We start from the raw sequence: 14,264 nt of genomic DNA on the forward strand, positions 1-14,264 counted from the left end.
CTGCATAGCACGACGGGTTAAGCCATCTCAGTTTGCAGACGCATAACCTGACGGTTGACTTCAGACATCACAGACAGGTGCTGCTTGTCTTTCACTTTCGGGACCAGGATCTTGCCTTTGTCGAACTCGAAAGCGCCAACATCCTTGATATACAACCGTCCACGGAACAGGATTTTCACGTACTTGGCCACCTGAAGTGGATTGTAACGCTGGAAAATTTTCATTCTTTTATCTCCTGTAAAGCATTACGCCCTTGCGGTACCACAATCGGACCAGCGTTGATGAGCGCAAATTTAATGCTCAGTGACTATAGTTCAGAACCGCACTGATACATAGTGTGTATAAGTTTATTTACCTTTTGATGACAATTATTCAGAATTTTCTTTTCAGTGCGTTTCGCTATGCAGTATAAATCCACATTTTTGTGCGGATATGTGCGTCCACCCGCAAACTGGCATCCTGATTGCGGGAAAAACGGATTGATCGCACATATGATTAAAATGGCCACCCAAGTGGTCGGATCACCTGCATAAACACAAGGAAAAACCATGACCCTACGTAAGATTCTGGCAGCGACATGCCTGTTACTGCCACTGGTTGCTTCAGCCCATAGCTTTGAAACCAACCAGCGCGTGCCGCCTGTGGGCATAGCCGACAGAGGGGAGTTGATGCTTGATAATGACAAGTTTAGCTATAAAAAATGGAATAGCGCCCAGCTTCCTGGCAAAGTGCGGGTTGTGCAACATATTGCCGGTCGGACCTCTGCTAAAGAGAAAAACGCCGCGCTGATCGAAGCCATCAAAACCGCCAACTTGCCGCACGATCGCTACCAGACCACCACCATTATCAATACCGATGACGCCATTCCCGGCAGCGCCATGTTCGTGCGCAGCAGCATCGAGAGTAATAAGAAACTCTACCCGTGGTCACAATTCATTGTTGATAGTGACGGCGTTGCGCGCAAAGCCTGGCAACTGGAAGAGGAAAGCTCGGCGATTGTCGTGCTGGATAAAGACGGGCGAGTGGCGTACGCAAAAGATGGCGGGCTGAGCCAGCAAGAGGTGCAGCAGGTTATCGCCCTGCTGCACACGCTGCTTAGTAAATAAAGACCCGGAAGCCGGGGTTGAGGAAGGACTCACGGGGGGTGTAATCCAGCGAACGCCCTTGCCAGTCGTTAACATGCGCCCCGGCAGCCACCGCCACCGCGTGCCCTGCGGCCGTATCCCATACGTTGGTCGGTCCGAAACGCGGGTACAGCTGAGCTTTCCCTTCCGCCACCAAGCAGAATTTCAGCGAGGAGCCGATCGCCGTAGTCTGGTGCTCGCCTAACTGGTGCAGGTACTCTTTCAGTTCGTCATCCGCATGGGAACGGCTGACGACCACCAGCGGCGGCCGGGCATCGCGCACCTGAATCTGATGATGATTACCCGCTTCATCTTTCCACGCTTTGCCGTCACCGGCGTAATACATCACTTTCAGCACCGGTGCGTAAACCACGCCCATGACCGGTTTCCCCTGGTCAATCAGCGCGATATTGACGGTGAACTCACCGTTACGCTTAATGAACTCTTTCGTGCCATCCAGCGGGTCCACCAGCCAGTAGCGCTGCCATGTCTGGCGCGTTTCCCAGCCCGGAGGATCTTCTTCCGACAACACCGGAATGTCCGGCGTCAGCGCCTGCAAACCGCGCACAATCACCTGGTGCGCCGCAATATCTGCGGCGGTGACCGGGGAGTCATCTACCTTGCTGGTGACATCCATCGGTTTGTGCCCATCGTAGACCTGCATAATGGCATCGCCCGCTTCCCGCGCGAGCCGGCAAATTGCATCTAACATTCTCCACCTCTTGTCTGTTCAGTGGTTTGTAACTCGTTGTTTTACTTATATCGCATCGCGCCGGAATCTGCCATCTGTGATAGTGATTGCGTTTTCTTTACCCACTTTTATGGCAGTATTCACAATTCTGTAAGCAACAAAATGTACATAACAATTTCTTTTGTGGCCCAGATCGAAAAAGGATGCCTCTGATGATTAAGTTTAGTGTAACGCTTCTTGCCACGCTGATCGCGGCAAGCGTCCAGGCCGCGACGGTGGAGTTGCGGATTCTGGAAACCACTGATTTACATAGCAACATGATGGATTTTGATTACTACAAAGACAGCGCGACGGAAAAATTCGGACTGGTGCGCACCGCCAGCCTGATCAACGCCGCCCGCCAGGAAGTCAAAAACAGCGTGCTGGTGGATAACGGCGACTTAATCCAGGGAAGCCCGCTCGGCGATTATATGGCGGCAAAGGGGCTGAAAGCGGGTCAGGTGCACCCGGTCTATAAAGCAATGAACACCCTGGATTACGCCGTCGGCAACCTGGGTAACCACGAATTCAACTACGGTCTTGATTACCTGCATAAAGCGCTGGCAGGCGCGAAATTCCCCTACGTCAACGCCAATATCATTGATGCGAAAAGCAAAAAACCGCTGTTCACACCCTACCTGATTAAAGAGACGGCTGTTCAGGATAAAGATGGCAAGGCACATACCCTGCGCATCGGCTATATCGGTTTCGTGCCGCCGCAAATCATGGTCTGGGATAAAGCCAATCTGAGCGGCAAAGTGACCGTCAACGACATCACCGAAACGGCGCGTAAATACGTACCGGAGATGCGCGCCAAAGGCGCAGATCTGGTGGTAGTGGTCGCGCATTCCGGCTTGTCTGCGGAACCGTATCAGGCAATGGCGGAAAACTCGGTCTACTACCTCAGCCAGGTGCCGGGCGTCGATGCAATTCTGTTTGGTCATGCGCACGCGGTGTTCCCGGGTAAAGAGTTTGCCGCCATTAAAGGCGCAGATATCAGCAAAGGCACGCTGAACGGCATTCCGGCGGTGATGCCAGGCATGTGGGGCGATCATCTGGGCGTCGTCGATCTGGTGATGAACAATGACGCCGGTAAATGGCAGGTTGCCGACGCCAAAACCGAAGCGCGGCCTATTTACGATGCCGCGGCGAAAAAAGCGTTGGTCGGCGAAGACAGCAAACTGGTAGCAATTCTGAAACACGATCATGACGCCACCCGCGAATTTGTCGGTAAACCGATCGGCAAGTCCGCCGACAACATGTACAGCTATTTGTCGCTGGTGCAGGACGATCCCACCGTGCAGGTGGTGAACAACGCGCAGAAAGCCTATGTTGAGCACTTTATTCAGGGCGATCCGGATCTGGCGAAACTGCCGGTACTCTCTGCTGCCGCGCCGTTTAAAGCCGGAGGACGTAAAAACGATCCCGCCAGTTTTGTTGAAGTGGAAAAAGGACAACTGACGTTCCGCAACGCAGCGGACTTGTATCTCTACCCGAATACGCTGGTGGTGGTCAAAGCGACCGGTAAAGAGGTGAAAGAGTGGCTGGAGTGCTCAGCGGGCCAGTTTAACCGTATTGATCCGCACAGCGATAAGCCGCAAAGCCTGCTGAACTGGGACGGTTTCCGAACCTATAACTTCGATGTGATCGACGGTGTTAATTACCAGATTGATGTCACGCAACCGGCGCGCTATGACGGTGAATGCCAGAGCATCAATCCGCAGGCGGAACGCATTAAGGATCTGACCTTTAACGGCAAGCCTGTCGACCCCAACGCCGTTTTCCTCGTCGCGACCAATAACTACCGCGCTTATGGCGGCAAGTTTGCCGGGACCGGCGATAGCCATATCGCGTTTGCCTCGCCGGACGAGAACCGTGCGGTGCTGGCAAAGTGGATCAGTGACGAATCCAAACGCGGCGGAGAAATCCACCCGGCGGCGGATAATAACTGGCGGCTGGCGCCCATTCATACTGACAGTAAGCTGGATATCCGCTTTGAAACCTCGCCAACGGATAAAGCCGCTGCGTTTATCAAAGACAAGGCGCAATACCCGATGGAAAAAGTGGCAAACGACGAGATCGGTTTTGCCGTCTATAAAGTCGATTTAAGCAAATAACGGCGGTACCCTGTCCGGCCTGGACCGCAGGCCGGATGGCGGCTGCTGTGTTACCCGATCTACACAGCTACGCCACCTGTTGGGCATGGTGCGCCAGCACCTGGGGAACATTCAGTTCGATCCAGTCCGCCAGCGCGGCAACCTTCTCACTCACCTGCTCACCGAGCGGGGTCAGGCTATACTCCACATGCGGCGGCACCACCGGATAAGAGACGCGGTTGATAAAGCCATCCTGTTCCAGCCACTGCAAACTCTGCGACAGCATCTTTTCGCTGACCCCGCCCATTTTGCGGCGCAAATCGCTAAAACGATGGGTGCCATCGCGCAGTGCAATCAGGATCAACACGCCCCAGCGGCTGGTCACGTGCTTGAGCACCTCCCGGGACGGACACTGCTCTGCGAACAAGTTGCCGTTGCGCACTTGCTCGCTCAACGTCAGAGGGCGAGATTCTTTTTTCATACTTACCTTTTTGTACGTACTTACTAAAAGTTAGTTAAGGTGATAGCGTACCACGACACTCACCGAAATCGAAGGAGAATACCCATGATCGCACTTACCGGCGCGACCGGCCAACTGGGCCAGTTTGTGGTAGAAGAACTGCTGAAAACCGTGGCGGCAAAACAGATTGTCGCTATTGTTCGCAACCCGGCAAAAGCCGAATATCTCAGCCAACAAGGCATCCTTGTGCGTCAGGCAGATTACGGCGACCAGGCTGCCCTCACTCAGGCACTGGCCGGGGTCGATAAACTGCTGCTGATCTCCAGCAGTGAAGTCGGCCAGCGAGCCGTACAACACCGCAACGTGATCAATGCCGCCAAAGCTGCGGGCGTGAAATTTATCGCCTATACCAGCCTGCTGCATGCGGATACCTCCCCGCTTGGTCTGCACGTTGAACACGTCGAAACCGAAAAAATGCTGGCGGATTCCGGCATTCCTTATGCGCTGCTGCGCAATGGTTGGTACAGCGAAAACTACCTCGCCAGCGCACCTGCTGCACTGGCGCACGGAGTGTTTATTGGCGCGGCCGGAGAGGGCAAAATCGCCTCGGCGACCCGTGCGGATTATGCTGCCGCCGCGGCGCGTGTGATCAGCGAAGAAGGGCATGCTGGCAAGATCTATGAACTGGCGGGCAACACCGCATGGACACTGAGCGAACTAGCGGCACTGCTGAGCAAAGCGAGCGGTAAAAACGTGGTGTATCAGAATCTGAGTGAAGCTGATTTCGCCGCCGCGCTGAAAGAAGTGGGCCTGCCGGACGTGTTTGCGAACCTGCTGGCGGACTCCGATGCGGGCGCGGCAAAAGGCGGTCTGTTTGACGACAGCAAAACGTTGAGCAAACTGATTGGCCGCCCGACCACACCAATTGCCGACAGCGTCGACACCATTCTGTAAACGTTACAGACTGGTTAATTTTTGTAGCCTCCTGCCAGGTCATCCCTAATAATAGAGAGATGGCCTGTGCGGAGGAACCCGAAGTGGAAGGCGTACCAGAACAGTTTAACGACAAGCGAGATTGCGCCAGTTTTCGTCATCTGGATTTACTGCCAGGGATCGAGCTGTACCACGCGCATATCTCCCGTTACGCCTTTGAACCGCACACCCATGAAGCATTCGGCATTGGCGCGATTGAAGCGGGTGCCGAGCGTTTTCGTTATCGCGGCACGCAATATGTCGCCCCGGCGAATTCCGTGGTCACCATGAACCCCGATGAGCTGCATACCGGCGAAGCGGAAACCGCCGACGGCTGGCGTTACCGCATGGTCTATCTGGATCCGGCGTTACTGGAGCAGGTTACCGGCATCCGTCATTGGTGGTTTAGCGATGTCACACGTCACGATCCCCTGCGCACCCGGCTGATCTGCGCGCAGATCCACAGTCTGTGGCATACCGACGATCCACTGGCGCAACAGGGGATCCTGCTGAATCTGATCGACACGTTCCGCCCACTGGCGCACCATGCGCCGCAGCGCCCTGAGGGGGCGCACCGTTTTGATCGGGTGCGCGAATACCTGCACGATAACTATATGAACAGCCTGACGCTGGATGAACTGGCAAATGTCGCAGCGCTCAGCCCGTATCACTTCCAGCGCCAGTTCAAGGCCCATTTTCACGTCACCCCGCACCAGATGCTGATGGCGATCCGCCTGTGGCGCGCCAAAGCATTTCTCTCGCAGGGCATGCCCGCCGCCGATGTCGCTGCGGCGACCGGGTTAAGCGATCAGTCGCATCTCACCCGCGCCTTTACCCACCGTTACGGCATTACGCCGGTACGCTACCAGAAACAGGTTGCGCGCCGTTAATGCGCAATCTCATACAATATTCCTGCCTGCCACTTCCCTACACTGCTTCTGAACAAGAGAGAAATGGATGGGAAGATGATTAGTGGTGTGTTGTATGCCCTGCTTGCCGGGCTGTTGTGGGGGCTGATTTTTGTTGGGCCGCTGATTGTGCCGGATTACCCGGCGGTACTGCAATCAACCGGGCGCTACCTGGCATTGGGGCTGATTGCCCTGCCGCTGGCCTGGCTGGGCCGTGCGCGCCTGCGCCAGTTGACGCGCAGCGACTGGGTCACCGCGCTGTGGCTGACCATCATGGGCAACCTGATTTATTACGTCTGCCTGGCCAGTGCTATCCAGCGTACCGGCGCGCCGGTCTCCACCATGATTATCGCCACGCTGCCAGTGGTGATCCCGGTGTGCGCCAACCTGCTCTACAGCCAGCGAGACGGTAAACTCTCGTGGCGGCGTCTGTCACCTGCGCTGGTGTGCATCGCGCTGGGGCTGGGGTGCGTAAATATTGCTGAACTGCGCCACGGTTTGCCCGATTTCAGCGCCTGGCGCTACGGCTCCGGTATTGCGCTGGCCTTTACCTCGGTCGCCTGCTGGGCATGGTATGCATTACGTAACGCCCGCTGGTTGCGGGAAAATCCGGATAAAAATCCACTGATGTGGGCCACTGCGCAAGCGCTGGTGACGCTGCCGGTGTCGCTGGTTGGGTATATTGCCGCCACGCTGTGGCTCTGCGGACAACAGCCGGACTTTGCCCTGCCTTTTGGCCCGCGTCCGTGGGTGTTTATTGGCCTGATGTTTGTGATTGCGGTGTTTTGCTCATGGGTTGGCACGCTGTGCTGGAACATCGCCTGCCAGAGGCTGCCCACCGTGATTGTCGGCCCGCTGATTGTTTTCGAAACCCTTGCCGGGCTGCTCTATACCTTCCTGCTGCGCCAGAGCATGCCGCCGCTACTGACCTTCTGCGGCATTATTTTGCTGGTGGGCGGAGTGGTAACGGCGGTGTTATCAAAACCGGTGAAAACCCGCGTTACGCCACTGAGTGATGCGACGTAACGCGGTGGGAAGATGACCCGGCCGGAGAAGCCGGGTTAACGCGATTTAGAAGGTTTCCCAGTTCGCTTCATTGAAGCTTTCCGCCGCTTTCACTGTTGGCGTGCTGGTAGGTGAACGCAGCGCGGTGGTTTTGGCGCGCTGTGTGCGGTTGACCTTAAACACCGCCACGGTTTCGGTCAGGCGCGCCGCCTGTTCTTCCAGTGCAGCTGCGGCAGCGGCAGACTCTTCCACCAGCGACGCATTCTGCTGTGTCACACGATCCATCTCAGCCACGGCCTGGCCCACCTGGTCAATCCCACGGCTCTGCTCATCAGACGCCGAGGAGATTTCCCCCATAATGTCCGTCACACGCGTGACCGCGCTGACGATCTCGGCCATGGTTTCACCCGCCTGGTGAACCAGCGCCGCCCCCGCATCAACGCGGTTGCCGGAATCTTCGATCAGCCCTTTGATCTCTTTCGCCGCCTGGGCGCTACGCTGCGCCAACGTACGGACTTCACCGGCCACCACCGCAAAACCACGGCCCTGCTCACCCGCACGGGCGGCTTCTACGGCGGCGTTCAACGCCAGGATATTGGTCTGGAAGGCAATGCCATCAATCACGTTGGTGATCTGCGCAATTTTGCTTGAGCTGGTGGCGATTTCATCCATCGTACGCACCACGCCATCCACCACCTGACCGCCTTTTTTAGCGGTACCGGACGCATTCAGCGCCAGTTGCGTTGCCTGACGGGCGTTGTCGGCGTTTTGTTTCACCGTGGCAGTCAATTGCTCCATGCTGGCTGCTGTCTCTTCCAGAGAAGCCGCCTGCTGTTCGGTACGGGAAGAGAGATCGTTGCTACCGGCGGAGATTTCGCCCGCACCGGTATAAATAGTGTCTGCGCCATCACGCACCACGCTCACGGTTTTCACCAGCGACTGCTGCATCTCCTGCACGTTTTTCGCCAGCAGCGCCATCTCATTTTTGCCATCGGCGTTAATGTTGTGCGTCAGGTCACCGGTGGCGATATGACGAATATGCCCCATCACTTCGTGCAACGGTTTCAGCAGGACGCGCTGCATTGCGACCCAGCTCATCACGATAACCGCCAGTACCACCAGCATGACCAGCGCGATGATCCACATAATGCGCTGGTAATCACGTTCGTTCTCGATGACGCCTTCGTTCGCCAGCACGGTCTGTGCATCACGCCATGCGCGGTAGCTTTTTTGCATCGCGGTCTGCTTCTGCTCGGCGTTCTGGCGGAACATATCTTCCAGTTTACCGGCCAACAGCAAACGGTTCATTTCCGTCAGCGTGGCATGGTAGACGCCATACTGGGTTTCCAGATCTTTCGACAGATTTTTGTCGAGACCCGGGGTTTCCGGAATGGCTTTGTATTTGTCGAAATGCTTCTGTGCCTGGTTCAGCAGTTCAGTGGCATTGTTTGCCAGTTCACTGAGTTGCCCGCCGTTAATCTGGCTGGCGGTGCTGCTTTGCAGACGCAGCATGCCGCGGTTCAGCGTCACGCGCGCCTGGTTAAGGCTGATCCAGGCATCGGTAAATTCGGAAACGTTCTGGCTGGAAACCTGAGAAACGGTGAAGTTGTTTTTATCGTTATTCAGCGCGCTGATAAACACGCCAGCGGAGATCAATTGCATGGCGCCAAGCACGAGTAACACCATGATTAACAATGTAATAACTTTAATTCGTTTGAACATCATAGGCCTATAGTAAGTGCAGGATATTGTCTGAGGTGTTTGTATCGGCAGTGCGACAGAGTTGTTTAATCTTGCAACATTCCCTTATCCAAAACTTTCCAGAAAAACCATCTGCATTCAATATGTTAACATCGAAAGAATTTTTGTGATGAATATCACTGTTTTTTGCCTGTGAAAGGCATAAGGCCATTCCCGCTGCCCCGAAAGGGGTATATCATCGCCATAAAGACGCATTTAAAATGCAACTTATAATTTCACGATGAGGTAACTGCTATGGCTTTCCGCGATCAACCCCTGGGTGAGCTGGCGCTCTCTATCCCCCGCGCCTCCGCTCTGTTCCGTAAATACGATATGGATTACTGCTGCGGCGGTAAGCAAACGCTGGGGCGCTCAGCGGCCCGCAAAGAGCTGGATATTGAGGTTATCGAAGCGGAGCTGGCGACGCTGGCGGAACAACCGATCGACAAAGACTGGCGCATCGCGGGGCTGGCGGAAATCATCGATCACATCATTGTGCGTTACCACGATCGTCACCGTGAACAACTACCGGAACTGATCCTGCAAGCCACCAAAGTGGAGCGCGTTCACGCCGACAAACCTAACGTGCCGCGCGGTTTAACCAAATACCTGACGATGCTGCACCAGGAACTCTCCAGCCACATGATGAAAGAAGAGCAAATTCTCTTCCCGATGATCAAACAGGGTATGGGGTCGCAGGCGATGGGGCCGATCAGCGTAATGGAAAGCGAGCATGATGAAGCCGGTGAGTTGCTGGACGTGATCAAGCACATCACTAATAACGTGACACCGCCGCCGGAAGCCTGCACCACCTGGAAAGCGATGTACAACGGCATTAATACGCTGATTGATGACCTGATGGAACACATCAGTCTGGAAAACAATAATCTGTTCCCGCGTGCCCTCGCAGGCGAAAAATAAAGGCGCCCGAGAGCGCCCTTGATTCATGGAAGTTTAGAGCCGCATTGCGGCTCTTTTTTTATGGCTGGCGGTCGGCCAGACGCTTTTTACCGGCGTACAGCCAGCCTGCGCCCAGCACCACAAACCACAGTGGCGTCACCAGCAGTGCCTGACGGGTGTCCGTTTCCAGCGTCAGCAGCGCCAGCACGAAGACAAAGAAGGCCATGCACACCCAGCACATCAACTTGCCCAACGGCATTTTGTAGCTGGATTGCTCGTGCAGGTGCGGGCGCTTCTTGCGGTAGACCAGGTACGAGCAAAGAATGATCGTCCAGACAAACATAAACAGGATCGCCGACACGGTTGTGATCATGGTGAATGCCGCAATCGCGCTCGGGTTCACATACAGTATCGCCACGCCGCCGAGCAGGCACAGGCAGGAGAAGGTCAGCCCTTTCGCCGGAACAGCGCGTTTAGAGAGTATCCCGAACGATTTGGGCGCGACGCCATCCTGCGCTAGGCCAAACAGCATGCGGCTGGTGGAAAAGACGCCGCTGTTGGCGGAAGAGGCCGCAGAGGTCAGCACCACAAAGTTAATGATGCTCGCCGCCGCCGGGATCCCTACCAGTATAAACAGTTCAACAAACGGGCTCTTATCCGGCACCACGGAACTCCACGGCGTCACCGACATAATGACAATCAGCGCAAACACGTAGAACATGATAATGCGCACCGGGATCGAGTTAATGGCGCGCGGCAGAGATTTCTCGGGATCTTTGGTTTCCGCGGCGGTTGTGCCCACCAACTCAATACCCACAAAAGCAAACACGGCAATCTGGAACCCGGCAAAGAAACCGCTGATGCCTTTCGGGAACCAGCCACCGTCATTCCACAGATGCGCAAAAGAGGCTTCTACGCCAGCCGGTGATTTGAAGTGCATCAGCACCATCACCACGCCCACAATGATCAGCGCCACAATGGCGACGATTTTGATCATCGCGAACCAGAACTCCATCTCGCCGAACATTTTTACCGTCGCGAGGTTCAGACTCAGCAGCACAAACACCACCGCCAGCGCTGCCACCCAGTCAGACAGACCAGGGAACCAGAACTGCGCATATGCCGTGATGGCCACCACGTCCGCCATACCGGTTACCACCCAACAGAACCAGTAGGTCCAACCGGTGAAGTACCCCGCCCACGGCCCCAACAGGTCGGCGGCGAAGTCGCTAAACGATTTGTATTCGAGATTCGACAGCAGCAACTCGCCCATTGCACGCATAACGAAAAACAGCATAAAGCCGATGATCATATAGACAAAAATGATCGAAGGGCCAGCGAGGCTGATGGTTTTTCCGGAGCCCATAAACAGCCCGGTGCCGATGGCGCCGCCGATAGCGATTAGCTGGATATGTCGGTTAGTAAGATTGCGCCGTAGCGACTGTTCAGCCGGGGCCTGTTCGTCGGCCACGACTTTAACCTGATCTACCATGTTTAGTTCCTGTCTGTGTTGTGTTGGGGCTCTGCTGGCCTTTTTTATCTGCGCGTTCCGCCCTTTCCAGGACGCAACGATATTAGGTAAGAATCGGCGGGATGAATACTCTGAATTAAATCTAATGTTAAATATTTGTTTAAAGTGAGTGTCATATCACTTACTTAATGCGAAATAGTTCACAAAAATACACCCGATCGTGCAGTTTGCAAGATAATATATTGATAATAGTTTTATTAACGAACGATCAGCGCAGTCAGACAACCTCTCTCCTGACGGAGAGAGGTATTCATGCGGGGAATTACAGGATTTCCAGCAGTTCCACGTCGAAAATCAGCGTACTGAATGGCGGAATCGATGCGCCAGCGCCACGCTCGCCATACGCGAGGTTGTGCGGAATAGTCAGTTCCCATTTGGAACCCACCGGCATCAGCGTCAGGGCTTCGATCCAACCTGCAATCACGCCGTTAACCGGGAATTCAGCCGGTTCGCCGCGCGCCACGGAGCTGTCGAATACCGTACCGTCGATAAGTTTACCGGTGTAGTGCACACGAACGCGGTCGGTACGCGCCGGAATAGCGCCTTCACCCTGGTTGAGCACGCGGAACTGTAGGCCGGATTCGGTGCTGTTCACGCCTTCACGCTCACGGTTTTCATCCAGATATTTCACGCCTTCCGCCGCCATTTCTTCAAAACGTGAACGACGAACCGCATCGGCACGCTCGTGAATTTCGCGCAGCGCGCGATGTACAACATCAACCGGCACGGCAGGTTGTTTGCCCGCCAGCGCGTCCGCGATACCCGCGACCAGCGCTTCCGGTAACAGCCCCTCTAACCCGGATTCGCTCAGCTGCTGTCCTACCTGTAAACCAATGCCATAGCTGGCTTGCGCTTCGATCGTGTCAAAAGTTGGGGTTGTCATGGGTTTTCCTTCCATCGCTTTTTAAGGTAGCGCGCAGCATAACAGTCGTGCTGCGCCGGGTACAACTTTGTCTCAGGAAAGATGACAAATCACCGAGAAAGGGAAAGAATAACGGGAACCAGGATAAATCCTGATTTGTGGTCGCAAGAAGCCGCTTTACACCATCAATCAGGCAGTTATCCGCCACAGAAACGACGCTAAAAGCATAACGTGTATATACTCAACGAGACAGGACATTACATGACGCGGAGCAGGAGGAAAGCCATGCCCGGGCGCTTTGAACTGAAACCTACCCTGGCGAAAATCTGGCACGCCCCGGACCATTTTCGCCTGATGGACCCGCTCCCGCCAATGCACCGTCGTGGTCTGATCCTCGCCGCTTTACTGGTGGTGATGGGTTTCCTGCTCCCGGCAACGGACACGACGTCCATAACTCCCGCATCCGCTCCTCGTGAAGCGCAAATTGAGTTGCCTTCATCAACGACGACACAACAAACCGCACCAGAGCAAACCCCGCCGCCAGTGATGAGCGAGCCACAGCAAACAACAACATTTAGCGAGCCGCAGCAGCAACAGCCCGTTCAACAACAGCAACCCGCCGCCACCCAGAACCGGCCGGTCGCCTCGTCTGGCGGTATTGAGCAGCAGTGGCGCGCTTACCGCGTTGAAGAAGGGAAAACACTGGCGCAACTGTTCCGCGACCATAACCTGCCGCCAACGGATGTGTATGCAATGGCAAAAGTGGAGGGTGACGGTAAACCGCTCAGCACATTGCAAAGCGGTCAGATGGTGAAAATTCGCCAGAACGCCAACGGCGTCGTGACCGGACTGACCATTGAGACCGGCGGCCAGCCGGTGCTGTTCACCCGCCAGCCGGACGGCAGTTTTATTCGTGCCCGCTAAATTCACCGCCGGGTAGCGGTTTACCCGGCGCGTTTATTGACCCACCAGATCCCCGAACAGACCAGCACCAGCGCAATCGCGTATTTGAGTTCCAGGATGTTCTCACCGAGAAAAATGGCGGATAACACGGTACCCGCAACCGGTATCACAAAGTTGAACGGTGCAATCATGCTTACGCGGTTCACTTTCAGCAGCATGCTCCATAACGCAAATGCGATCGCCGACAGTAACGTCAGGTAGCCGAGGATCGCCACCGCCGCCACGCCAGTCACGTCGAGCCTGCCACCCGACAAATATCCGCCCGCCAACAGCGCAACGCCACCGATAGCCAGTTGCCAGCCGGTCATCACCGTCGGGTCGACCGTCTGGGAGATGCGTTTGCCGTAGAGTGTGGAAGCAGAAAGGATGAACGCCGCCAGGATAATGAATCCATCGCCGTGCCAGACAAAGCTAAAGTCACGTAATCCACTGTGGAAGTTAACCAGCATTACACCCACAAAACCCAAAATACAGCCCAGCGCTTTGTTAAAACTGAGTTTGTCGTTCTGATAGATAAAGTGAGCCAGCAGAACGCTAAAGAACGTGCCGGTCGCATTCATGATCGAACCGTTTACGCCGGTGGTGAAGGCAAGACCAATATAGAAAAAAGTGTACTGCAGGGTGGTCTGGGTCAGCCCCAGTATCGTCAGTTGCCCAAACTGGGCAGTGGTCAGCCTGCCGATCGGTTTACGCTGCGCCAGCGCAAACAGCAGCAATAGCGCACCGGCAAATAAAAACCGATACCCGGCGAACACGACTTTTGACGGGATATCATCGGTGGCAATGTGAAAAAGTTCGTAGCCGCTTTTTATTGCCGGGTAGGAACTGCCCCAGAGCAGGCAGCAGAGCGTAGCGCAGGCATAAGCAACATTTCGGCGGGCAAAAACGGGCGTGGGTAAAGCTGTGTCCATGACAAATCTCAGAAATAAAATTGCGTTTCAATTTATTATCGAAGAATGCACCTGAAATAGCT

14 protein-coding genes are annotated in these 14,264 nt (G+C 55.1%); 7 read left to right on the plus strand and 7 right to left on the minus strand.

Annotation, left to right across the window (positions count from 1 at the left end; translation table 11 throughout):
• Positions 1-17: 17 nt before the first annotated feature.
• Positions 18-224: a DUF1107 domain-containing protein gene (locus tag N7922_RS22115; protein WP_008501430.1), complete on the minus strand. Its 207-nt coding sequence runs from the start codon at positions 222-224 to the stop codon at positions 18-20.
• Positions 225-548: 324 nt separating this feature from the next.
• Between N7922_RS22115 and N7922_RS22120 the strand changes: the two genes are divergently transcribed.
• A complete protein-coding gene (locus N7922_RS22120) occupies positions 549-1,106 on the plus strand; it encodes a YtfJ family protein (RefSeq protein ID WP_263098295.1) in 558 nt (185 codons plus the stop codon).
• On the opposite strand, the gene cysQ is transcribed toward N7922_RS22120, so the two are convergent.
• Positions 1,096-1,836 (minus strand): 3'(2'),5'-bisphosphate nucleotidase CysQ, encoded by a 741-nt coding sequence (gene cysQ / locus N7922_RS22125; protein ID WP_263098296.1) that lies wholly within the window; start codon positions 1,834-1,836, stop codon positions 1,096-1,098. The two genes, N7922_RS22120 and cysQ, sit on opposite strands and share 11 nt — an antisense overlap.
• 191 nt (positions 1,837-2,027) lie before the next feature.
• On the opposite strand from cysQ, the gene N7922_RS22130 reads away from it, so the two are divergent.
• A complete protein-coding gene (locus tag N7922_RS22130) occupies positions 2,028-3,971 on the plus strand; it encodes a bifunctional 2',3'-cyclic-nucleotide 2'-phosphodiesterase/3'-nucleotidase (protein ID WP_263098297.1) in 1,944 nt (647 codons plus the stop codon).
• A 67-nt stretch (positions 3,972-4,038) separates the two neighbouring features.
• Here the strand turns inward: N7922_RS22130 and N7922_RS22135 are convergent, their stop codons facing one another.
• Positions 4,039-4,431, minus strand: a complete 393-nt coding sequence (locus tag N7922_RS22135) for a winged helix-turn-helix transcriptional regulator (RefSeq protein WP_263098298.1) — start codon at positions 4,429-4,431, stop codon at positions 4,039-4,041.
• An 84-nt stretch (positions 4,432-4,515) separates the two neighbouring features.
• Between N7922_RS22135 and N7922_RS22140 the strand changes: the two genes are divergently transcribed.
• The 3 genes from N7922_RS22140 to N7922_RS22150 all read left to right on the plus strand — a co-directional run bounded on the left by N7922_RS22140 (position 4,516) and on the right by N7922_RS22150 (position 7,316).
• Entirely contained in the window at positions 4,516-5,364 is an 849-nt protein-coding gene (locus tag N7922_RS22140; protein WP_263098299.1) for an SDR family oxidoreductase, read from the plus strand.
• An 83-nt stretch (positions 5,365-5,447) separates the two neighbouring features.
• On the plus strand, positions 5,448-6,272 hold the full coding sequence (locus N7922_RS22145; RefSeq protein WP_263098300.1) for an AraC family transcriptional regulator: 825 nt from the start codon (positions 5,448-5,450) through the stop codon (positions 6,270-6,272).
• A gap of 75 nt (positions 6,273-6,347) precedes the next feature.
• Positions 6,348-7,316 (plus strand): DMT family transporter, encoded by a 969-nt coding sequence (locus tag N7922_RS22150; RefSeq protein ID WP_263098301.1) that lies wholly within the window; start codon positions 6,348-6,350, stop codon positions 7,314-7,316.
• 45 nt (positions 7,317-7,361) lie between these two features.
• On the opposite strand, the gene N7922_RS22155 is transcribed toward N7922_RS22150, so the two are convergent.
• Entirely contained in the window at positions 7,362-9,017 is a 1,656-nt protein-coding gene (locus tag N7922_RS22155; protein WP_263100979.1) for a methyl-accepting chemotaxis protein, read from the minus strand.
• Between the two features lie 273 nt (positions 9,018-9,290).
• Here N7922_RS22155 and ytfE point away from each other — a divergent pair, with 273 nt between their 5' ends.
• Positions 9,291-9,956 (plus strand): iron-sulfur cluster repair protein YtfE, encoded by a 666-nt coding sequence (gene ytfE, locus N7922_RS22160; RefSeq protein WP_263098302.1) that lies wholly within the window; start codon positions 9,291-9,293, stop codon positions 9,954-9,956.
• 58 nt (positions 9,957-10,014) lie between these two features.
• On the opposite strand, the gene cycA is transcribed toward ytfE, so the two are convergent.
• Together cycA and fklB are read right to left on the minus strand one after the other, a co-directional pair.
• The gene (cycA, locus tag N7922_RS22165) at positions 10,015-11,427 is read right to left on the minus strand and encodes a D-serine/D-alanine/glycine transporter (RefSeq protein ID WP_263098303.1); all 1,413 of its coding nucleotides are present in this window, start codon (positions 11,425-11,427) and stop codon (positions 10,015-10,017) included.
• A gap of 301 nt (positions 11,428-11,728) precedes the next feature.
• Positions 11,729-12,349 carry an FKBP-type peptidyl-prolyl cis-trans isomerase gene (gene fklB / locus N7922_RS22170; protein ID WP_263098304.1) on the minus strand — a complete coding sequence of 207 codons (621 nt, stop codon included), beginning with the start codon at positions 12,347-12,349 and terminating at the stop codon, positions 11,729-11,731.
• 264 nt (positions 12,350-12,613) lie between these two features.
• On the opposite strand from fklB, the gene N7922_RS22175 reads away from it, so the two are divergent.
• On the plus strand, positions 12,614-13,252 hold the full coding sequence (locus N7922_RS22175; protein ID WP_263098305.1) for a LysM-like peptidoglycan-binding domain-containing protein: 639 nt from the start codon (positions 12,614-12,616) through the stop codon (positions 13,250-13,252).
• Between the two features lie 20 nt (positions 13,253-13,272).
• Here the strand turns inward: N7922_RS22175 and N7922_RS22180 are convergent, their stop codons facing one another.
• The gene (locus tag N7922_RS22180) at positions 13,273-14,202 is read right to left on the minus strand and encodes a DMT family transporter (RefSeq protein ID WP_263098306.1); all 930 of its coding nucleotides are present in this window, start codon (positions 14,200-14,202) and stop codon (positions 13,273-13,275) included.
• Positions 14,203-14,264 lie beyond the last annotated feature (62 nt).

The sequence above is a fragment of the Kosakonia sp. ML.JS2a genome, assembly GCF_025642095.1.
Lineage (GTDB): Bacteria > Pseudomonadota > Gammaproteobacteria > Enterobacterales > Enterobacteriaceae.